This is a genomic window from Leucobacter denitrificans (genome assembly GCF_014396385.1).
Lineage (GTDB): Bacteria > Actinomycetota > Actinomycetes > Actinomycetales > Microbacteriaceae > Leucobacter > Leucobacter denitrificans.
In genome coordinates, this window is record NZ_CP060716.1 from 1,862,282 (window position 1) to 1,883,414 (window position 21,133).

The 21,133-nt window shown below is 62.8% G+C and carries 20 protein-coding genes; 7 read left to right on the forward strand and 13 right to left on the reverse strand.

Annotated features, from left to right (window positions below):
- Positions 1-17: 17 nt before the first annotated feature.
- Genes purE through H9L06_RS09075 form a run of 3 tightly spaced genes read left to right on the forward strand, consistent with a single transcriptional unit; the run spans position 18 to position 1,617 of the window.
- Positions 18-557, forward strand: a complete 540-nt coding sequence (purE, locus tag H9L06_RS09065; RefSeq protein ID WP_187554874.1) for a 5-(carboxyamino)imidazole ribonucleotide mutase — start codon at positions 18-20, stop codon at positions 555-557.
- 2 nt (positions 558-559) lie between these two features.
- On the forward strand, positions 560-925 hold the full coding sequence (locus H9L06_RS09070; RefSeq protein WP_187554875.1) for an MFS transporter: 366 nt from the start codon (positions 560-562) through the stop codon (positions 923-925).
- On the forward strand, positions 841-1,617 hold the full coding sequence (locus tag H9L06_RS09075) for an MFS transporter (protein ID WP_187554876.1): 777 nt from the start codon (positions 841-843) through the stop codon (positions 1,615-1,617). Before H9L06_RS09070 ends, H9L06_RS09075 begins: the two co-directional genes overlap by 85 nt.
- Here the strand turns inward: H9L06_RS09075 and H9L06_RS09080 are convergent.
- Positions 1,614-2,747, reverse strand: coding sequence for a glycosyltransferase family protein (locus tag H9L06_RS09080; RefSeq protein ID WP_187554877.1), 1,134 nt, complete (start codon positions 2,745-2,747; stop codon positions 1,614-1,616). The two genes, H9L06_RS09075 and H9L06_RS09080, sit on opposite strands and share 4 nt — an antisense overlap.
- 137 nt (positions 2,748-2,884) lie before the next feature.
- Between H9L06_RS09080 and galE the strand changes: the two genes are divergently transcribed.
- The 3 genes from galE (at position 2,885) to H9L06_RS09095 (ending at position 6,460) form a co-directional block, all read left to right on the forward strand.
- Complete coding sequence (gene galE / locus H9L06_RS09085) at positions 2,885-3,898, forward strand: UDP-glucose 4-epimerase GalE (protein ID WP_187554878.1); 1,014 nt, start codon at positions 2,885-2,887, stop codon at positions 3,896-3,898.
- Positions 3,895-5,358 (forward strand): LCP family protein, encoded by a 1,464-nt coding sequence (locus H9L06_RS09090; protein WP_187554879.1) that lies wholly within the window; start codon positions 3,895-3,897, stop codon positions 5,356-5,358. Before galE ends, H9L06_RS09090 begins: the two co-directional genes overlap by 4 nt.
- A 121-nt stretch (positions 5,359-5,479) precedes the next feature.
- Positions 5,480-6,460 carry a glycosyltransferase gene (locus tag H9L06_RS09095; protein ID WP_187554880.1) on the forward strand — a complete coding sequence of 327 codons (981 nt, stop codon included), beginning with the start codon at positions 5,480-5,482 and terminating at the stop codon, positions 6,458-6,460.
- A 37-nt stretch (positions 6,461-6,497) separates the two neighbouring features.
- On the opposite strand, the gene H9L06_RS09100 is transcribed toward H9L06_RS09095, so the two are convergent.
- Complete coding sequence (locus H9L06_RS09100; protein ID WP_187554881.1) at positions 6,498-7,493, reverse strand: DUF4190 domain-containing protein; 996 nt, start codon at positions 7,491-7,493, stop codon at positions 6,498-6,500.
- A gap of 164 nt (positions 7,494-7,657) precedes the next feature.
- Between H9L06_RS09100 and H9L06_RS09105 the strand changes: the two genes are divergently transcribed.
- Entirely contained in the window at positions 7,658-8,506 is an 849-nt protein-coding gene (locus tag H9L06_RS09105) for a glycosyltransferase (RefSeq protein WP_187554882.1), read from the forward strand.
- Between the two features lies 1 nt (position 8,507).
- On the opposite strand, the gene H9L06_RS09110 is transcribed toward H9L06_RS09105, so the two are convergent.
- From H9L06_RS09110 to H9L06_RS09160, 11 genes are all read right to left on the reverse strand, one after another.
- A complete protein-coding gene (locus H9L06_RS09110; RefSeq protein WP_187554883.1) occupies positions 8,508-9,689 on the reverse strand; it encodes a cysteine desulfurase family protein in 1,182 nt (393 codons plus the stop codon).
- Complete coding sequence (gene nadC, locus H9L06_RS09115) at positions 9,686-10,594, reverse strand: carboxylating nicotinate-nucleotide diphosphorylase (RefSeq protein ID WP_187554884.1); 909 nt, start codon at positions 10,592-10,594, stop codon at positions 9,686-9,688. The genes H9L06_RS09110 and nadC overlap by 4 nt, the downstream gene beginning before the upstream one ends.
- Before the next feature lie 13 nt (positions 10,595-10,607).
- Positions 10,608-12,350, reverse strand: coding sequence for an L-aspartate oxidase (locus H9L06_RS09120; protein WP_187554885.1), 1,743 nt, complete (start codon positions 12,348-12,350; stop codon positions 10,608-10,610).
- Positions 12,351-12,357: 7 nt separating this feature from the next.
- Entirely contained in the window at positions 12,358-13,686 is a 1,329-nt protein-coding gene (nadA, locus tag H9L06_RS09125; protein ID WP_187554886.1) for a quinolinate synthase NadA, read from the reverse strand.
- Positions 13,683-14,597, reverse strand: a complete 915-nt coding sequence (locus tag H9L06_RS09130) for an NUDIX hydrolase (RefSeq protein ID WP_223165191.1) — start codon at positions 14,595-14,597, stop codon at positions 13,683-13,685. The genes nadA and H9L06_RS09130 overlap by 4 nt, the downstream gene beginning before the upstream one ends.
- Before the next feature lie 139 nt (positions 14,598-14,736).
- The gene (locus H9L06_RS09135) at positions 14,737-15,627 is read right to left on the reverse strand and encodes a glycosyltransferase family 2 protein (protein WP_187554887.1); all 891 of its coding nucleotides are present in this window, start codon (positions 15,625-15,627) and stop codon (positions 14,737-14,739) included.
- A complete protein-coding gene (locus H9L06_RS09140; RefSeq protein ID WP_187554888.1) occupies positions 15,615-17,261 on the reverse strand; it encodes a glycosyltransferase in 1,647 nt (548 codons plus the stop codon). The genes H9L06_RS09135 and H9L06_RS09140 overlap by 13 nt, the downstream gene beginning before the upstream one ends.
- Before the next feature lie 2 nt (positions 17,262-17,263).
- Positions 17,264-17,989 (reverse strand): LbetaH domain-containing protein, encoded by a 726-nt coding sequence (locus tag H9L06_RS09145; protein ID WP_187554889.1) that lies wholly within the window; start codon positions 17,987-17,989, stop codon positions 17,264-17,266.
- A gap of 15 nt (positions 17,990-18,004) precedes the next feature.
- Positions 18,005-19,000: a Gfo/Idh/MocA family protein gene (locus H9L06_RS09150; RefSeq protein WP_187554890.1), complete on the reverse strand. Its 996-nt coding sequence runs from the start codon at positions 18,998-19,000 to the stop codon at positions 18,005-18,007.
- A 94-nt stretch (positions 19,001-19,094) separates the two neighbouring features.
- Positions 19,095-20,159 carry an ABC transporter ATP-binding protein gene (locus H9L06_RS09155; RefSeq protein WP_246454348.1) on the reverse strand — a complete coding sequence of 355 codons (1,065 nt, stop codon included), beginning with the start codon at positions 20,157-20,159 and terminating at the stop codon, positions 19,095-19,097.
- A 34-nt stretch (positions 20,160-20,193) separates the two neighbouring features.
- On the reverse strand, positions 20,194-21,060 hold the full coding sequence (locus H9L06_RS09160; protein WP_187554892.1) for an ABC transporter permease: 867 nt from the start codon (positions 21,058-21,060) through the stop codon (positions 20,194-20,196).
- Positions 21,061-21,133 lie beyond the last annotated feature (73 nt).

Consider the following 21,133-nt stretch of genomic DNA (forward strand, 5'->3'; position numbering starts at 1 on the left):
GCGGGTACGATAGACCCATGAGCGAAACGACGCCGCGCGAAACGAGCCAGGGCGGCAGCCCACTCGTGGGCATCATCATGGGATCCGACTCCGACTTTTCGGTGATGAGTGACGCGGTGCAGATGCTGCGCGAGTTCGGCATCGCGCACGAGGTCGAGGTGGTGAGCGCGCATCGCACCCCCGACAAGATGGTCACCTACGCGCGCGAGGCGGCGGATCGGGGCCTCAAAGTCATCATCGCCGGTGCAGGTGGTGCCGCGCACCTACCCGGCATGGTTGCTTCGATGACAACGTTGCCTGTGATCGGGGTTCCCGTGCCGCTCGCGAAGCTCGACGGGCTCGATTCGCTGCTGTCGATTGTGCAGATGCCGGGCGGAATCCCCGTTGCGACGGTGTCGATTGGTGGTGCGAAGAACGCGGGCATTCTGGCTGCGCGGGTGCTTGGCGCGAGCGATCCACAACTGCGCGCGAAGCTCGATGCATATGCGCAAGGCCTCACCGACATGGTGGAAGAGAAGAACGCGGCGCTCAAGGCACGCGTTGCCGCCAGCGAATAGGCGTGAACGCCACACCCGACTTCACGTCTGACGTCCCTGACCGGCGGTTTCAGCAAGGCGGCCGCGCCTACAAGCGCACACTCATCGCACTATTCTGCGCGGGTCTCGCGAACTTCGCGCTCATGTATGCTCCGCAGCCGCTGCTGCCAGAGCTCGCAACCCGATTTCAGGTCAGCGCCGACGCCTCATCGTGGGTCATCGGCGCCACGACGATCGGGGTCGCGCTCGGCGTGCTGCCGCTCGCGAGGCTATCTGACCGCGTTGGCCGGGTGCGCCTCATGCGGTGGGCACCTACATCGCGGGCACCACGGTCGGTGGGCTCGCGGGGCGCATTGTGGCGGCGATGGTCGCCGACTGGTGGTGCCTAAATGCGGGGCAGCTCGCGATCGTAGCGTGTGCCGCGCTCGCGACAGCGGTATATCTCGCGACGATGCAGCCCACGGTCGTGGATCGCAGCTCGTCACTTCCGTTCTGGTCGGCTCTCGCCGCGAACCTGCGAAACCCCGGCGTTATGGTGCTCGTCGCGCAAGCGTTCTTGCTGATGGGCGGGTTCGTCGCGACCTACAACTACATCGCCTTCCGGCTCGAGGCCGAACCGTTCGGGCTGAGCCTCGCCCAGGTGTCGTGGCTGTTTCTCGCGTACCTGGCGGGCACGGTGTCATCGCGGGTGGTTTGGCGATTCGCAGCGGATCGAAACCCAACCTTCACCCTGTTCGTCGTGCTCGGCCTCATGCTCGGGGGTCTCGCGCTCACGCTGATCGAGTCGCTCATCGCGATCATGGTCGGCATCGTCATCTACACGGCGGCGTTCTTTGCCGCGCACTCGATCGCTTCGGGGCTCATCGACCGTCGCGCCACTCGCGCTGGAGTGAGCCTCGCGCCGCCACTGTATTACCTCGGGTACTACGCCGGGTCGAGCGTGCTCGGCTGGGTTGGTGGCGTCGCCTTTTTGAACACAGGGTGGATCGGCGGCTGGGTCGGGACCGTCACGATGGTAGCGGCGACGATCATACTGACCGGAGTGCTTGCGGGGTTGGCTGAGAGGTTTGCGAAGCCCTAGATCGTGGCGTGGGTTTCCCACAACTGCCAGGCGACGCCCTCCCAGGAGAAGGTGCGGCCCCGATCCGCTGCTTGCACGGTGAGCCGCTCAAACTCGCTCGTACCGTCGCCGGGGCTCGCGATAAAGAGGCGCGAGAGCGCGCTGGCAAAACCAACCGGGTCTGACTCGGCGAGGCCACCGTCGAGCACGAGCTCACCCGTCGCGTCGACGCCGGCGTGCAGCACCGGAACCTTCGACATGAGCGCCGCGATAACCGGGTAACCGGTTGCGGCGAACGACTGCGGCTGCAGCATGAGGCTTGCGCCTGAGATGACAGCACCCGCGTCGCGCAGATCGTCGGCGGCCACCACAGTGATGCGGTTGCGTAGACGCTCTGGAATACGGCTCGCGAGCTCGGAGGTGGGTGCCTGCCCCTTGCCCTGCACCACCGGATCGAGGCCGGTGATGACCACAACGTGTGGGAGCGTGGAGTCGGCCTCGAGAGCGTTGTAGACCCAGTGCAGCCGGCCCGCTTCGTCGTTGTTTGCCGTGGTGACCATATAACGCTCGGGTAGACCGAGGCGCGCGCGTCTCGCGGCAGAGTCGACGCCGGCAAGCAACACGTTCGGGGCAACCGGTGGAATCACCTGCACGGGCAAGTTGTACCCGTACATGTTCTGCAGCAGCGACGCGGTTGAGTGAGAGGTCGTCACGATAATGTCGGCGAACCTCACGGCCCGTTTCACGAACGCGCGAACCAGCCGCGCCTGTGCGGGTGAAAGCAGCTCGGGTGCCTCCCACGCGAGCGCGTGGGGCACAGTGACGGTCGACTGGGTGCCGTCGTCGTCGCTCCGAGCACGCAGCGGCATCATCGGGGTGATCGAGTGGGTCATTTCGCCGTCGAGCGGCCTCGCGGTCGCGTTCGACTGCCAGAGAATTGGCAGCGAACTCGCACGCATGGGCAGCACCTCGACAGCGATCTTCGGCGAAGCGAACTCGGGTGCGTGGCTGCCGCGGGCGAGAAGAAATCGCGCGCTACAACTGCGGGGAGCCGTGCTGGCGATGGCATTGACCAGGTCGTGTGCGCCCGCAAAATGCATCGGAGCTTCCCAATCGGGGAAGGGTTCGGCGATGAGGCTGAGCGTCGCCATTACTACCTCCCGTGTGCATGTTGAGCATAGCTTCCACCTATTCTAGGGGGCCGCAAATCACCAGATGTGCGCCCTACCCTGTGAGTTCACGGAGTGCCTCGCGGTTCTGCTCAGTCTTGCGAAGTACCCTGCTTGCTATGCGTGTTCTTCTCACCGGCGGGGCCGGGTACATTGGCTCCCACACTGCTCTCGTGCTGCTCGAACGCGGCCACGACGTGGTTGTGCTCGATGATTTTTCGAATTCGAGCAGCGAGTCGGTGCGGCGGGTTGAAGAGCTGACGGGCCGTTCCATCGAGGTCATCGAGGCGGATCTCGCGAATCGCGAAGCGGCCGACGCTGCCTTGGCTGGGGTCGACTTCGAAGCGGTGATCCACTTCGCGGGACTCAAGGCAGTGGGCGAATCAGTCGCGCAACCCACGCGCTACTACCGAGTGAACATCGATTCGACGCTGAACCTGCTCGACATCATGCGCGAGCGTGGCGTCGACAAGCTCGTGTTTTCGTCGAGTGCGACTGTGTATGGCGACCCCGAGTACGTGCCGCAAGACGAGGAGCACCAGGTCGGTGTGGGTCTCACGAACCCATATGGTTGGTCGAAGGCGATGATCGAGCAGATGATCCGCGATGCGCAGGTCGCGTGGCCGGGGCTCGGTGCGGTGCTGCTGCGCTACTTCAACCCGGTGGGCGCGCACGAGTCGGGGCGCATTGGCGAGGATCCGTCGGGGATTCCGAACAACCTCATGCCGTTCATCGCGCAGGTGGCGGTCGGCAAGCGCGAGAAGCTCAGCGTCTTTGGCGACACGTACCCGACGCCCGACGGCACGGGCGTGCGCGACTACATTCACGTCATGGATCTCGCCGAGGGCCACGCGGCCGCACTCGAGCGCATCATTCCGGGGGTTGCGACGTACAACCTCGGGTCGGGAACCGGTTCGAGCGTGCTCGAGGTGGTGCGCGCGTTCGGTGAGGCGGCCGGGCGCGAGATTCCCTACGTGGTCGTGCCGCCGCGCGAGGGCGACGTCGCCGAGACCGTGGCGAACCCGTCGAAGGCGAATCGCGAACTCGACTGGCAGACGATGCGCACACTTGCTGACGCGTGCCGGGACTCGTGGGCTTGGCAGTCCGCGAACCCTGAGGGGTACGGCGCATGAGCGGAGTCGCGACACACGACGTCGCTGGCTTCGGCCCCGCTTTCGACCTCGAGCGGCCGCTGCGTAACCCAGACCTCACCTCGCCTCCGCTCATGACCAAGCGGGCGCGCTGGCTCGTCATACTCGGGTTCCTGTTTCCTGGCATCGCGCAGTTGCTCGCGGGCAATCGAAAGCTCGGGAGGTTCGGCCTCACCGTCACAGTTATCGTGTGGATCCTCGGCCTCGCCACCCTCGCCGGTCTCATCTGGGCGCGCACCGCGACCCTGTCGGTGCTCACGAACGGTATTTTCCTGTTCGCACTGCAGTGGATCATTCTCGCGGTCGCGGTGATCTGGCTGGTGCTCGGGTTCGACACGCTGCGCCTCACTCGGATAGTGAAGGTCAAACGCGGCTGGCGACTACCGATCGCGATGCTCTCTGTTCTACTCACGGTGGTTCCCGTTGCGGGTGCCGCGTGGGCGTCTACCTTGGTGGGGGCTGGGCGATCCACCATTGGCGATATTTTTGTGGGTGCGCCCGCGGTCGCGCCGGTCGACGGCCGCTACAACATTCTGCTGCTCGGCACCGACGCCGGCTCGGACCGCGAGGGCATGCGCCCCGACTCGATCTCGCTCGTAAGCGTGAACGCCGAGACCGGCCAGTCGGTCATTGTGGGCCTGCCGCGCGAGCTCATCGAGATGCCGTTCCCCGAATCGTCGCCGATGCACGAACTGCACCCGAACGGGTTCGGCGTCGCGCCCAACGTGTTCGGCGACTGGGGTGGCTGCTACACGACCTGCTACCTTAACGCGATCTACACAGAGGTTACCGACTTCCCAGATATCTACGGCGGGCTCTACCCCGACGCGGTGTCGCGCGGCTCGTCGCCCGGCATCGAGGCGACCAAAGACGCCGTGCACGGCGCGACAGGGCTCGACGTGCAGTTCTACGTGCTGCTCAACATGGATGCTTTCTCGAGCATCATCGACGCCCTGGGTGGGGTCACCGTGACGGTGCCCGAGGACCTGCCGATCGGCGGCAGCATCGATGAGTATACGGGCGAACTCGTGAACGTTGAGTCGTGGATCCCCGCGGGCGAGCAGCATCTCGACGGGTACCACGCGCAGTGGTTCGCGCGTTCGCGCTACGGCTCGGTGAACGGCGACTATGACCGCATGCAACGCCAGCGCGACTTGCAGGCGGCGATCCTCGCACAGATGAGCCCGGCGAATGTGCTCTTGCGCTTCCAGGAGATCGCAAAGGCCGGGTCACAGCTCGTGCAGACCGATATTCCCGATTCGATGCTTGGGCGGTTTGTCGATCTCGCTGACAAGGCGCGGGCGCACACGCCGGTCGATGTTGAGCTCGTTCCACCGGCTGTGGATCCCGAGTTCCCCATTTACGCGGATATTCAGCAGCTCGTCGCCGAGGGTGTCGCCGCCGCGACCCCCGTGCCCGAGACCGAGGAGGCCGCCGGCTAGGTCGGTGCGTTGTTCAGAAGCGGTCACGTAGAATAACTAGTTCAGTGGTCACTTTGGTGCAGCAGTTGGCAAAAAGGTGCAGCAAACTGACCACTCAATGAGGGTCAGCGGGAGAGGATTTATGCGCGTTACGGCAGTGCTGGTCGCATACAACCGACGCGAGCTGTTGCGAGAGGCGCTTGAGGCGCTCGCCGCGCAGACGCGACCCGTGGATCGGCTTATCGTCGTAGACAACGCGTCGACTGATGGCTCGACCGAGGTTGCCGAGGAAATCCTTGAGGGGTGGGGTGAGCGCGCGCGATTGATCCGGTTGGACGTGAACACCGGCGGCGCGGGGGGCTTCGCGGTTGGTATCGCGGCGGCCGTTGCCGACGAGGAGACCGAGTGGGTGTGGGTCATGGATGACGACACCGTGCCGCAGCCAGAGGCGCTCGCGGGTGCGCTTGAGACACACGAGCGGTACCGGGCGAATGGGCCCGACGACCTGGCAGTCATGGGTTCGCGAGTCGTGTGGACCGATGGCGAGGACCATCCGATGAACACGCCAAAGGCCAAGATTCGCGCTGATAAGGCAGAGCGTGACCGGGCGGCGAGCGTGGGTGCGATGGAGATCCGCTCGATCTCGTTCGTTTCGGCGTTCTTGCGTGCCTCACGCGTGCGCGAGCTCGGTCTGCCGATCGCCGAGTACTTTCTCTGGAACGATGACTTCGAGTTCTCGGCCCGCCTGCTGCGCGGTGCTCGGGGGCTCTACACGCCAGCCTCGGTGGTGGTGCACAAGACCGCAAAGCGTGGATCGAGCGACGCTGACCCGGGGCCGCGTTTCTACTACGAGGTGCGCAACAAGCTGTGGGTGTTCCGTGCGAGCGACGCGCTGTACCCGTGGGAGAAGGCGCTGTACGAGGCCGCGACGCTTAGGCGCTGGGTGCGTACGTTCAAAGCGTCGGCGGATCGCGCGCAGTTGCAAGACTGCCTGAAGCGTGGCTGGCGCGATGGCACTCGAACGAAGCCGCGCTCGACGCGTGACGTGCTGCGTGGCACCGGAGTACCGGTCGACGTGATGGTCGAGGTAGAGCGCCTCGAGAAGGCCGAGCGCCGCGCGTAGTTCGCTAGTGCTGCGTGCCCGACCCTCTCGAATACAGCTACACCGCCGCGTATGCCTCGTAGGTGGTGTCTGCGGGCAGTGGATCGCTGAACATTACTTCAAACTGTGCGCTGCCTTCAGAGGGTATGCGCTCAACATAATTGGAGCCTGACGCGATGATGCTGCCAGCGGCATCGCGCGCGATTACGACGACTTCGATAAGTTCCTGCTCCTCAGCGAAGGTGCTCGTCACCTTGCCGTGAATCGTGGTGAAGTAGTCGTCGGTAGTAGGCGCAATGTCGGTAACTTCAAACGTGCCCAGGTCGCTCGCTGAGATTCGAGTGGCCTCAGAGGCTGATGGAAATCTCACGTCGAGTGAGTCGATCTCCGAATCTCCGACTGAGTAGAACTCCCCAGCGATAGCTGACCGGCCGGAGAGAAAGGTCTGATAGCTCGACGAAGTGTCGAGGATGGTCCCGTTCGAATCGAGCGCCTCAATTGATGCACCCTCGAAAGCGAAGTCTTCGTTTGGGTTCTCGAGGATCACCGCAAACCACCAGACCGACTCATCGTAGCTTGAGCGGCCGAACACGACTTCCTCGACAACGAGGTCTGCTTCTGCGCCAGCAGAAGCAGTGCCCTCAGTTCCGGAGTAGACGCCACTCAGCTGGCCCTCCTCAAGCATGCTCTGTCCGAGAAGACCGAGCGAGATCAAACCTACAAAGATGGACACGATTCCACCGATGACCGAGAGTGCGAGGCCCGCAATACTGAAGCCTTTGCCGCCCTGGTTTTTCTTGAAGAGTGCGACGAGCGAGAGTACGAGTGCGCCGAGTAGAGCGATTCCAGCGAACCACGTTACAAAAGGTATGCAGGCCATGATGAAGCCCACGATGCCAAGCACGAGGGCAACGATGGCGAGGGTCTTGCGTTCAGTCTTCTGAGGTGGGGCTGGAGGCAGCACCACTGGCGGGACTGAAGGCGGCCCTGAGGGCGGGGCGATCTGCGAATGCTCATTCGGGGCAGGCTCAGGCCGCACAGTTGGGTTAGACATATTTCTCCTATCTTGCGACGAACATACGTGAGCCATCGGTTTGCGACGCGGGCATTGCGCATAGTGCAGGTGAAGCTGCGCATTCTGATCGACAGGCCAGCGAATTCGGGCACCCCGACCTCGCTCATGCTCACTCGGGTCAAGCGCCCTAAGCTAGAGGAGTCATGCACACCAACGCCACGTTTTCCCTGCTCCTGCCCGTATACGCGGGCGACAACGCAGAGTTCCTGAGGCTCGCGTTCGAGAGCTCGGTAAACGATCAGACGCTGCGACCGACCGAGGCGGTCATCGTGCAAGACGGCCCAGTGCCGGTCGAACTCGCGACAGAGCTCGAGCGCATTGAGCGCGAGAGCCCGATCCCGGTCACTATTGTGCGGCTGCCTACGAACCAAGGCCTCACCCGCGCGCTTAATGTCGGCCTCGATGCCTGCACGCAACCGGTGGTCGCCCGCATGGACGCCGACGATGTCTCGCGCCCCGACCGCTTCGAGCGCCAGTGGGCGATGCTCTGCGACGGGTTTGACCTCGTTGGCACGGGCATGGCGGAGTTCGAGCACGACCCGACGCGGCCGGTGTCGGATCGCATTCCTCCCGTTGGGGCCGAGCGGATCCGCAATCACGCTCGCACCCACAACCCCTTCAACCACCCGACCATGATGTATCGCATATCGGCGCTCGATCGGGTCGGCAGGTACGAGCCGTTCGGCAAGATGGAAGACTACTGGCTGGGTGTGCGGCTCATCGCGTCGGGGGCTTGGGTTGAAAACATTGCGGATCCACTGGTGCTGTATCGCGTCGGCGCCGGAGCGTTCGCGCGCCGCGGTGGGTGGCGCGAGGCGAGAACCGAGTGGAAGTTGCAGGGCGCGATGCGCAAGATCGGGTTCATCACTCGCGGTGAATATCTGCGCAATGTGCTCATGAAGGGCGCGTATCGGCTCATGCCGGCGTCACTCAAGCGGGTTTTGTTCCGACGCTTCGTGAGCGGCGGGCTCCCCGGCGATCGCGCCGCCTGAATCAACGCCGGGCGCGCTCCGAGGCGATGACCCCGACTATGCGCTCAAGGTCGTCGGCCTCAAGCGGGCGGTGCAGGGTGAAGCGGATCGCGGTCTGGGCAAGCTCTGGCTCGATGCCCATGGCGAGCAGCGCGGGCGAGGCTTCGTCGTGTCCGGCAGCGCAGGCGGATCCACTCGACACCGCAAACCCCGCCGTGTCGAGCGCGACGAGCACTGACTCACCGCTGATGCCCTCGACCACAAACGACGCGTGTCCCGGCAGCCGCTCGCTCGGGTGCCCAGTGACCCGAGCCCCAGGAACCTCGGCAAGCACGCGCGCAACCAACTCATCGCGTGACTCCATGAGGGCGATTGCGTGGCTCCCGACGTCGACGCGCGAGGCGGCAACCGCGGCGGCGAACCCGGCGATCGCCGCAACATTCTCGGTGCCCGAGCGCAGCCCGCGCTCCTGACCGCCGCCGTGCAGCACGGGCTCGATCGCCAAATTCTGCCGCACGAGCAGCGCACCCGCGCCCTGCGGCCCGCCGAACTTGTGCGACGCCACAGTCAGCGCATCAATGTCAGGCCCCGGCCACGCCCCCGAAGCGAGCGATACGGGCAGCGCCGCCGCCGCCTGCACCGCATCGGTGTGGATCAGCGCACCGCACTCCCGCACCACGCCAACCAGCGAGGGCAGGTCTTGCACGGTACCGACCTCGGCGTTCGCGAGCCCGATGCTCACGAGGGTGGTGTCTGGCCTGAGCGCACGCGAGAGGGCTGAGGGGGTGACGCGCCCGTCGTGATCCACATCGACGAGCGTCAGCTCGAACCCGTGCACCCGCTCGAGAAACCGGCAACTTTCGAGCACCGACGGGTGCTCGATCGGTGTCGTGACCAGGTGTTTGCCGCGGGGGTTTGCGAGCGAAAGCCCGATGATGGCGAGGTTGTTCGCCTCGGTGCCGCCGGAGCTGAAGACGACCTCGGACGGGCGCACCCCGAAGGCGTCGGCGAGGGTGTGACGGGCGTGATCTACGGTGCCGGCGGCGCGGTGACCCGGCCCGTGCACGCTCGATGGGTTGCCCGGGCCCGCCTGGTACACGGCGAGCATCGCTGCGAGTGCCTCGGGGCGCAGCGGCGCGGTTGCGGCGGCGTCGAGGTAGCGGGCGTGTGGATCGGGCGCAGGCCCCCCAGCAAGAGCATTCATGGCGTTGCGGGCTCGGTAACGGCGGGGCCCATAGCGTCAGCAGGTACAGCCCCAGCCTCTACTGCATCGAGCCCGAGGTCGAGCGCGCGGAACCCGTGCGTGAGCCGCCCGACTGAGATGACGTCGACCCCGGTGCGGGCGATGTCTGCGACGGTGTCGAGGTTCACCCCTCCGCTCGCCTCGGCGACCGCGCGGCCGTCGATACGGCGCACGCCCTCGACAAGGTCTTCGAGCGAGAAGTTGTCGAGCAGCACCCCGGTGACGCCCGCCGCAAGCACGGCGTCGAGTTGGTCGAGGCGATCCACCTCAACGATGATCGACACCGTGTGACCCGCGCGCCGGCGCAGCTCGCGCAGCGCAGCGGTGGTCGTCGCGTCGTCGACGGCACCCAAAGCTGCGAGGTGATTGTCTTTGATCATGATCGCGTCGGAGAGGCCGAAGCGGTGATTTGATCCACCGCCTGCGGCGACCGCGTGCTTCTCGAACGCACGCAACCCCGGTGTCGTCTTGCGGGTGTCGGCGATCTGCGCGTGCGTGCCCGCGACGGCGCGAACGTACTCGGAGGTGAGGGTCGCGATGCCGCTCATGCGCTGGCTGAAATTCAGCGCGGTGCGTTCGGCGGTGAGCACTCCGCGGGCCGGGCCCGAGATGCGGGCGAGCGTGTCACCAACCTCGAATGCGGTGCCCTCGGGGGCGAAGCCGGTCACCTTGATGCGCGGATCAACCTGGCGAAAGCACTCTGCGACGACGGAGCCGCCCGCCCAAACGCCCGGTTCGCGCGCGACGATGTCGGCGGTGAGCTGGGCGTCTGCCGGAATCGCAAGCTCGGCAGTGAGGTCGCCCCAGGGCGCATCCTCGGTAAGCGCTTCGCGCACGGAACGTTCGATGGTGTTGGGGGTGAGCACGGGTGGGGCTCCTTCAGTGGGTGGTCGTTGGTTCGAGCGCGGGGGCGCCGGTTGCTTCGGCGCCAGTCGTGGGTGCGTGGTTCGCGGTGGATCGCAGAGCGTCCACCCTCTCCGCGAGATGCGAGCCCTCAAACACCGCCCGCACCGAGCGCCTGACGGCCTGCGCGGGGTCGGTCTCGGGGTAGTCGCTGCGCTGGTGCGCGCCTCGGGATTCGGTGCGGGCCTCGGCAGCGGCGAGGATGAGCGAGGCGAGCTGTGCAGAAGGCGACGTCGAGGTGGAGAACACCTCGGAGGCGGCCCGGAAGTCGTCAGCGTGCCGCACGATTCCGAGGCCCGTACCGATCGCCTCTGAGACGCGAGTTGTGTCAGAGCGGACCTGGCTGCCCCCGCTAGTGAGATCCACAGCGTGTCCGGCCTGGTGAGCAGCAGCATCGCCCGCGATGGCGACGAGCAGTTGTTCGCGCTCGAGATCCGCAAAGGCACCCGGCGCAAGCCACTCAGACCCGCGAGCGCCCGTGACACGACCTCCGAGCCCGACATCACCCGCCCCGGCCGCAGCGCGCCCGGCCCGCGCACCAAACACGAGCCCTTCGAGCAGCGAGTTCGACGCGAGCCGGTTGGCACCGTGCACTCCGGTTGAGGCGACCTCGCCCGCGGCGAAGAGCCCGGGCACGCTCGTGCGCGCATCGAGATCGGTGACGACCCCACCCATGGAGTAGTGCGCGGCGGGGGAGACCGGAATCGGCTCGCGCGCCCAGTCAAAGCCGTGCGCGCGGGCAGCAGCGGTGATCGACGGGAAGCGCTTCTGCAGCGTTCCCGGGCCGCCCTCGCGTTCGATGCCTGTCGCGTCGAGCCACACGGCGTCGTCGCCGCGCTCGCGCAGCACTCGGTGGATCTCGCGCGACACCACGTCGCGCGACGCGAGGTCGCCCTGCGGGTGCGCGACCTCCATGAACCGCGCCCCGGCTCCGTCGCGCAGCACCGCACCGGCCCCGCGCACGGCCTCGGAGACGAGCGACCCGGTGCCGTGAATAACAGTCGGATGAAACTGCACGAACTCGAGGTCTGCGAGCAGCGCTCCGGCGCGGGCAGCGAGCAGTATCCCGTCGCCGCGCACCCCCTCGGCGTTCGTGCTGCGCGGATAGAGGCCGGCGTAGCCGCCGGTCGCGAGCACCACCGCGTCGGCAGCGTGCGCATGCACGACCCCAGACGTATCGCGCAAGAGCGCCCCGCGCACCTCGCCATCGCGAACATCGAGCCCAACTACCGTGCGTTCGTAGAGCACCGCAATGCGCCCGGTGCACACCTCGCTCGCAACTTCCATGCGCAGAAACGCGTGCAGTGCGGCGCCCGAGCGGTCCTCGCCCGCGTGTACGATGCGGTGCTGGCCGTGCGCACCCTCCATGCCCAGCGTGGGGTGGCCTGAGGCGTCTCGATCCACCGCGAAGCCCGCCGCAATCATGTCGCGAACCGCGCGCGTCCCGTCGGCAGTGAGCACCCCGGCCGCGATGGCGTCGACGAGCCCGGCGCCCGCGGCCACGGTGTCAGCGGCGTGCTTCGATGGATCATCGCCCGCACCAATCGCCGCAGCAATGCCGCCCTGGGCGAGCTGCGTGTTGCCGCCGCGGGTCGCGAGGTCGGTGCCGGCCGAGACGAGGGTCACGTCGGCCCCGGCCCCCGCAGCACTGAGCGCCGCCGAGAACCCCGCGACCCCGGTGCCAATCACAAGCACGTGCGCGTGCTGGGTGTGGATCATCAGCGGATCACGGCCGTGCGGCGAGCATGCGCTCGAGTGCGACCCGCGAATCGTGCGCGACCGACTCGTCGACGCGAATCTGGTTCGGGGTCTCGCCGCGCACGAGTGCCTCGAGCGTCCATGCGAGGTAGGCCGGGTGGATGCGGTACATCGTCGAGCACGGGCAGATGACCGGGTCGAGGCAGAAGATCGTGAGGTCGGGGTGCTGTTGCTGCAGGCGGTTCACGAGGTTGATCTCGGTGCCGACGGCGAAAATGGTACCGGGGGCTGCGGCCTCGATTTGCTTGCGTATGTAGTCGGTGGATCCCGATCCATCAGCCGCCTCAACGACCGGGGCGGGGCACTCTGGGTGCACGATCACGCGCACACCGGGGTACTCCGCGCGGGCCTTGTCGATCTGTGCCACGGTGAACCGCTTGTGCACTGAGCAGAAGCCGTTCCAAAGAATGACCTTGGCATCGCTCAACTGCTTTGCGGTGTTGCCGCCGAGCGGAAGGTGCGGGCGCCAGAGTGGCATCTCGTCTTCAGTAATGCCCATCGCCTTCGCGGTGTTGCGCCCGAGGTGCTGGTCGGGGAAGAACACGACGCGCTGGCCGCGCTCGAACGCCCACTCGAGCACCGTGTGCGCGTTCGATGAGGTGCAGACGATGCCGCCATTGCGACCGCAGAACGCCTTGATCGCGGCCGACGAGTTCATGTACGTGACCGGAATCACCGACTGGCGTCCGTCAGCAGCGGTCTCCCCGAGCGTGCCCATGAGCGCCTCCCAGCAGGCCTCGACCTGGTCGATCGTCGCCATGTCTGCCATCGAGCAGCCCGCGGCGAGGTTTGGCAGAATCACCGACTGCTCGGGCGTCGATAGCACGTCACAGGTCTCGGCCATGAAGTGCACGCCGCAGAATACGAACGACTCGGCCTCTGGGCGATCCTTTGCCGCCTGCGCGAGCATGAATGAGTCACCGATGAAGTCTGCGTACTGCACGATCTCGTCGCGCTGGTAGAAGTGCCCGAGAATGCTCACCCGGTCGCCGAGCGTTGCCTTCGCATCGCGGATCCACCGGTCAAGCTCTTCGTCTGTCGCGTTGCGGTACCGCTCGGGCAGCGGCCCCTGGCGCGGCGCCGTCTGCGGAATCTCATCCTGCGTATTCGCACCCGGCCCGTAACCCGGCTTCTCGTCGACCTCCCACGGAGCGACCGTCAGGTCAACGTCGCAGGTGCCAGTCGACTTCAGCGCGATCGGCTTGCGGCCCTCAAGCGTGATCGACCCGGGCGAGATGCCCCCGATGGTCTTCTCAGCGCTCGCCGCAGTACGGATGAGTTCTTGCACGCTAGTCATTGCATGCTCCCTTGGAGTGATGTGGTGAGGGTGTGGTCTTTTGGTGCCGAATCCTGTGTGCTTGACACCTTGTGGGGCGCCATGGGCTCGGGGGCTGTAGATTCTGGATCCGCGCTAAACCGGTACAACTTCGCGGGTCGATGCGCAGACCCGGTGAGATAATCACCGGTCTCTGAGAGGGTTTTGGTGGCGAGCACCTGGCGCCTGAAGTTCGCGGGGTCGACCTGTTGGCCGAGAATTGCCTCGTGCACGCGGCGCAGTTGGGCGAGCGTGAACTCGGGGCCGAGAAAGCGGTGCGCGACTGCCGAGTACTCGGTTTTCACGCGCAGGCGCCAGAGCGCGTACTCGACGATCTCTCGGTGGTCGAACGCGAGCTCGGGCAGGCGGTCTGCCGAGAACCAGGCCACGTTCGGGTCGGGCGTCGCGTCGGCGTGGTTCGTGGGTGCGGGTTCGGGGTGTGGATCGTCCCACCGCGCCCGCCCCCTCTCGCTCTGCTGCGGGGGCGTTGGGCGTGCCGGGGGTGAGGCGAGTTCGCGCTCGCCGTATTGGGCCCAGTAGGCGATGGTGACGAGGCGTTGTGCCTGGGCGGATCGCTCCACCGCACCAAACGCGTAGAGCTGTTCGAGGTATGCGGGTTCGCGCAGCACCGCCGCCGTGAGTGTGCGGAGGGCTGTGTCGGTGAGGGTTTCGTGCCACTCGGTCGGGCCACCGGGGAGCGCCCAGTACCCGGCGAACGGTTCGCGGGTGCGGCGCACCAGCGGGATCCACAGGGTGGTCTCTGTGCCCACTCGCTCGCCAGTCTTACCGAGCAGCGCATCCTCTGGCGGCTCAATTGCGAAGGCGACAGCGGACACCGCGATCGCGGGAGGCATGGTGCGTCGCTCGCTGACGCTTGCTTGCTCGTAGCGCATCTCGCACCTCCGCCCACACCTTCATTAGTTATAGTCAACTTGACCATAACTAAGAATATGCTTGTTTCCCGAGTTGTCAAGTTCGGTTCGCAAAGCAAAACCCCGGATCACCTTTCGGTGAGTCCGGGGTCAGAGTAGATTACGCGACGCGATCGATCTGTGGGTTGAAGCGAACGCCTTCCCACAGCTTCTTGCGAATTCCGCGCTGGAGCTTGCGTGAAACCTTTCCGCGGCGCATTCCAACGAGTACCTGAGCCGCGAACACGAGGAAGTGCGGCTTCGACCGATGGTGCCAATGGAACGAGGCTTGGTTACGCGCTCCGTACGCAAACTTCCAAGCGTTCTTCTCGTCAACCATGCCCCAGTTGACGCCCTTGTTCTCGCCCATGTCGTGCACGGTGACGCTGTCGAGAACCTGGATCCCCGGTGTTTCGCGCGAGATGCGGATCGTGTACTCAGCGTCATCGAACCAGATGAAGTACTCCTTGTAGGGGAGGCCGTGCATTGCGATCACCCAACGAGGAATGAGAACCGATACGAAAGAACACTGCGAGACCAGCACATTGCGCTGACCCTTGACGAGTAGACGCCCCCAGTCCCAGGTGGGAACTGGGTTGTTCATTTCGCAGATTTCACCGTCGGTGAATGTGACCATCGAGCAGGCGAAGGGCACTTGTGCACCAAGCGCGGCACTCGCTTCGGTAAGGCCCGCGTCTAGCTTCGCTAGGGCATCAGGTTCCGGATAACCGTCGTCGTCCATGATCCACACGAAATCTGCACCGAGTTCGTACCCGCGCCGCATCCCAGCGGAGAACCCACCGGCACCGCCCGTATTCGTTTCGAGCGAAACTACCTCGTGAGGTAGGGGTGATGTGAGCTGAGCGAGGTACTCGCCAGTGCCGTCTGTCGACGCGTTGTCGACAATCACGAGGTGCGATGGAGCGTGTTCCTGCGCCTCAATCGACGCAATGACCTTCTTGAGTTTTTCGAGACGATTGAACGTCACAACTACTGCGGCTACGCCTGCCATGATTCGAAGTACCCCTTCATCCATTCGTGCGCAGTCGGAAGCGCTGAAAATTCTTTGACTCGCTCTTGCTGCTCGTCCCAAATACTTTCTCGCAAAGCTTCATCCCGCTCAAAGTTTGCGATAAGTGCAGAGGCACCTTTGATAAACGGGCGTGCAGGGCGGGGGAGTAGAGCATCCCCTTGAACTATTGTGCTCTGCGAACCTACGTCTGTCGAGATCACCGGAATGCCCGCAGCGATCGCCTCAAAGGTGGTGAGCGTCAGACCCTCATTGATCGACGTGACAATAAGAACGTCTGCTTCGGATAATGTGTCATTGACCGGTACATCTTCGAAGCGTTGTTCGATGACGTCGCTCAATTTCATCTGGGCGATGAGTCCATCGACAAGGTTGCGCAGTTCGCCGTCGCCGTGCAGAATTGCGCGGAATCTGACGCCTTGCTTGCGCAGACGCCGCACGAGTCCGAGAAAGACGTCGGGGCGTTTCTGTCTCGAGAGTCTGCCGACAAACGCGATGACGAGTGGCTTTGCGGGGTCATGCGGCTTAAACTCGCCGAGCGCTTCAACTGTGAGTGCGGTAAGTGGGGCGAGCGCGAGCTTCTCTTGATCCACACCCTGCACCCTGGTGAGCCACTGCACAAGTTGCGGCGAAATGACGTGATGCGTGTCGATGTGTTCGTCGTAGTGCGCTGCGTACCCCGGATAACCGCCACCGAGGTATTCGACGATGTGCAGTGAATCTATGACGGGGATATTTGGTCGAACCGAACGAATCCAGGGGAGGCTGCGGTAGAGCCATTCGCTGTGGTGGATCACGATGCCGCGAATGTCGTAGTTCTCGAGTAGTGCGTGCGCTAGCGAGAGATCGAGTTTGTGTTCGTGTTGGGAGAAGCTCAGCGAGATGATGAGCGCGCCCTCGAGTTCGGGGCGGATCGACCACGGGTGCACCGAGTTCTGGTCGGTCACGACGATCGGCACGAAGCCTGCGTCTTTTGCGAGCTGGATCGATTCAACTGCCCAGCGTTCTGCGCCTCCGGTTTGCAGCCAGTGCAAGCCGAAAAGCACTGCCCGAGGCGCGTTCGCGGGTGGGGCGAGCGGTTTACCCACCCAGGCATCGATTACCTCAGGCGATGCGTGAGCTGGGCCCCCTGGGTAACGGGGTAGGCGGGAGCTGATTGCTTGCTCTCGCCGGTTCATGATCGTTTCACGCACCGCATCGACCAGAAGAGGGGCTCGGCGTTCAAGTTCGCGGTAGACGCGTCGAGGTAGCGACTGTGGCGCGGGTGATTCGGTGCTCGCCGGGGAGGCTTCAGCGTGACCGAGACGAATTGTGCGGCGAAGTTCTCGGTCTTGGCCGGGTGAGCCAATCGCGGTGCTGCGAATTGTAATTGTCGCAACTTCAGTGGCATCGCCAGCGGCGGATCCATCGATTGTGGATTCATCGGTGAGCGCGGGCATGCGGGAGGGGCTGCCTACGACGAGTCTGGCTTCGATCCGCGCTGCCGGGTTTGTGAGGGAGTGAAAGTTGAGTGCTGAATTCAGTTGTGCGTGCTGCACAGCTGTGAGTGATTCGAGTGCAGCAGTGGTCGCCTCGTCCGCGACACCTTCAAGCTTGAACAGCAGTGGGGTCGGCACTTCTAACCTTCGGTCAGCTCAAAAGTCATGGGCTTTCGATCTTCTCGGTTGGTCCATTCCGAGAGGTGGCCGTTCAGTACGCTCCATTGCGACAGTTCGGCTTGTTCAAGCAGTACATCACCAGTGGCATAGGCGCCAACGAGTGCCTCAATTTCGGACTGGGGTACGCCTGCGCGTTCCATACCTATCGTGTTGACGCCTTGCACGCGGGAAGGGGATCCGTACGCCTTGGTATAGGGCGGAACGTCACGGGCAACCGGTGTGCCCATACCGACCATTGAGCCTGCACCGATGAAACGACGCTGATGGATGCTCGCATTCATTCCGATGTTTGAGCGGTCTCCAATAACGCAGTGGCCGCCAACAGAGACTCCAGCAGAGATTGTCACCCCTTCGCCAACGAGAACATCGTGCGCGAGGTATGCACGGTTGAGGATCCACGATCCGTCACCGACTGTCGTCTCGCGATAGCTGCCCTGGTGAATGACTGCGTTTTCGCGTATCACCGCACCCTTACAAATACGCACACCTGCATGGAGAAGCTCGCCAGTCCAGGCAGCATTCTGTTCGTGGTCACTCATCTCTGGTGGTGCACCTATTTGGGCGCCCGGACCGATCCAGACATCATCTTCGATGACACAGGGTCCAAGGATCACAGCGCCCGGGCCAATTTTCACATTGGCTCCGAGCTCTACGCCCTCTCCAACGAATGCATGTGGGCTAATCATCGGTTCGCTCAAGTATTAGGCCTTTGTGTCGAGGTGGACCGTGTGACCGTCTCTCGCGGATTCGAGTGCGGCTTCGCAGACCCGCAGAACTTGGAGCCCTTCTCGCAAGGTCACGGCCTCTGAGGGTTTGCCGAGGATGCGGTCGCGGAAAGCTTCTTGCTCACTTTTGAGAGGCTCACGCTTCTCGATTTGGAAACGGGTAATAGTGCCTTCAGTCACGCCGCGGAACGACGTGACTGCCTCCCATTCAGTGGCGTGCGTGCCATTCTCGTAATAGGTGAGGTCTGCAGTGAGGGTGTCGGCGACGAACGACCCTCGTTCACCGGTAACGAGGGTGAGGCGCTCTTTGAAAGGCGTGAGCCAGTTGACGAGGTGATTAGTGATGATGCCGCTCTCGAGTTTTGCCGAGATGCTCATCATGTCTTCGTGCTCGCGACCGCTCTGGTACGCGGTTTGAGCAGAGACATGCGCAAAGTCCGAGCGTGCGAGCCAGGCAGTGAGGTCTACGTCGTGGCTGCCGAGATCTTTCATCACACCGACATCGGCTATACGCGCTGGGAAGGGACCTTGACGGCGGGTGTGGATTTGGTAAACCTCGCCCAGGTCGCCATTCTCCAAACGTTTGCGAAGGCTCATAAGCGCAGGGTTGAAACGTTCAATATGCCCTACGGCGCCGGTCAAGCCTTTGGCTTCGAATGCTTCGACGAGGCGTTCGCCTGCTTCGAGGGAATGTGCTACGGGCTTTTCGATGAGTGCGTGAATTCCCGCATCAGCTAGCTGGAGCGCGACTTCCTCGTGAAAGCGTGTTGGGACTGCCACAACGGCAGCGTCAATGCCGTGTGCGATGAGCTGATCTACTGAATCATAGAGCGGGAGACCACCGGCAACTTTGTGTGGATCTCCCATCGCGTCTGCAACGGCAACGAGTTCGACGTCTTCGATTTCCCTTGCAACGCGCGCGTGGTGCCGACCCATCATGCCGAGACCGATCAATCCGATTCGGAGCGTCATACACTCTCTCCTTTTGCATGCGATTGGATAAGCCTGAATAGCCTGCGGCTCGTAGTGAGACCGTCGCGTGTGCTGCGGGGTCTGAGACTGAGGGTTATTCGAGTCCAGGGGCGAAATGAATTCCAGTATCTAGTGTAAACACGGCTCGACCCTTAGTGAATTGCATCGTGCGCTGTTCAAGGTCTTCAAGGTTTCCATGCGGTTGAGAAACGATCAATCCCCACGGGCCAGTAGGGCCGCCGTTCTTTAGATACATGGGTAGGAAATGGCCACGGGTTAGGCCTTGAGTTACATAATTGCCTGAGTCATCGGTATAGCTGGTTATTACTCCCCGTTCAAAGAGCTGGTAAATTCCCTCTTCCGTGCGTTCTTGGGGCCCCAATGGTTCCCCGAAGTTGCCGGGCTTGGTCAATAGATAGTCATAAATCTCACCCTTTACAGGGTGGGCGAGTTTTAGATCATTGGCGCCAGATTGCAAGCGGACGATAGCTTCGTCGATGGTCCCATCAAACACGATGCGTCCACGTTCCAAAACTATGCCACGTTCGCATAGCTTCCTCACTTGACCAGCATTGTGACTGACGATAAACATTGTCTTTCCTTGCGATTGGAGTTCCAACATGCGCTGCTCGCACTTCAAGCGGAACTCTGCGTCGCCGACCGACAAGACCTCGTCGACAAGCAAGGTATCCAACTCAGTGTGCACAGCGACCGAGAAACCAAGTCGGGAGTACATCCCTGATGAGTATCTCTTTACCTCAGTGTCTATGAAGTCACCGATCTCTGAAAACGCAAGAATCTCGTCAAAGCGGGCATCTGTCTCTTCCTTGCTCATCCCAAGAATTGCCGCATTCAAGTAGACGTTTTCCCGTCCAGTGAGATCAGGGTGAAAGCCTGCACCGACTTCGAGCAGGCCCGCAATGCGTCCCCGCGTGCGAATCCAGCCAGCGTCGGGATCCATAACTCCAGAAAGAAGTTTTAGTGTGGTGGATTTACCAGAGCCATTTCGACCCATGAGTGCAACTGACTGGCCCTGAGGAACTTCGAAATCGAGCCCATCAACAGCATTGAACTGTGTGGATATCTCTTTCCGCTGAATTGCAGAAATGAAAGCTTGTTTAAACGAATGTGCATGCTTTATCTTGAAGGTTTTGCGCACCTCGTTGAATACTATGGCCGGTTTGTTTGACGAACTAAAGGTTCTGGGCAAAGGAACCCTCCAACTTTCTGAAGGTGATCTGGCCAATTACAAAGGTTATGGCGGCAATCGCGAGGGCGATGGAAGTGTGCAGTATTGTGTCGGTTGGTCTGATTGGGTCCTGCGCGATCGGTTCCCAGAATGCGATGTGGAAAAGTTCCACCGCGGCCGTCATAGGGTTCACCATGTAGATCTGGTAGAGCCAGTTCGGTGCGCGATCTGCAACCATCGCTGACGAATAAAGTACCGGTGATGCCCAAGTTGCAAACATGAGGATGAGGTCGACAAAGTTCTTTGCATCTCGGTAGGCCACATTGATTGCACCGAAGAACAGTCCAAGACCTAGAGCGAACATAAGAATGAGGATGATCCCGACCACAAATGCCAGGACCTGAACCCATCCGATAGTCCAACCAAGAAGTAGTGAAACGAGCAAGAGAAGGACTGCTTGGGGGAGGAAGTGCACAAACCCCACTCCAATTGCGGCAATCGGAAAGAGTTCTCGTGGAAGATAGATTTTTTGAACGAGAGATTTGTTGTCAACAATCGAACTCGTGGTATTTCGTAAGGCTTCGCTAAACAGGTTTACCGCAACGATGCCAGCGAAGAGATAGACCGGAAACGGATTCATTCCCTTATTCGCGCCCATAATCACTTCGATGACCAGCCAGTACATAACGAACTGCGCCGCAGGGCGAATATAAGACCATACCCAGCCCAAAGCTGAGCCGTGGTATCGCGTAGCCACGCCCTTCTTGAGCAGCAGTGTGAGTAAGTGTCGTTGTCTGAAAACACCGAGTAGACCACCGCCGGACCCCGGCCGGCGGAACTCAGGATTGTCTAAAATCGCTCTAGCGCTCACATCGGGAGTCTACCGGTCCGGTGCGGACTATCAGATTCAAATCGTTACCATTGAGGGTGGAAGTGTTCATGAT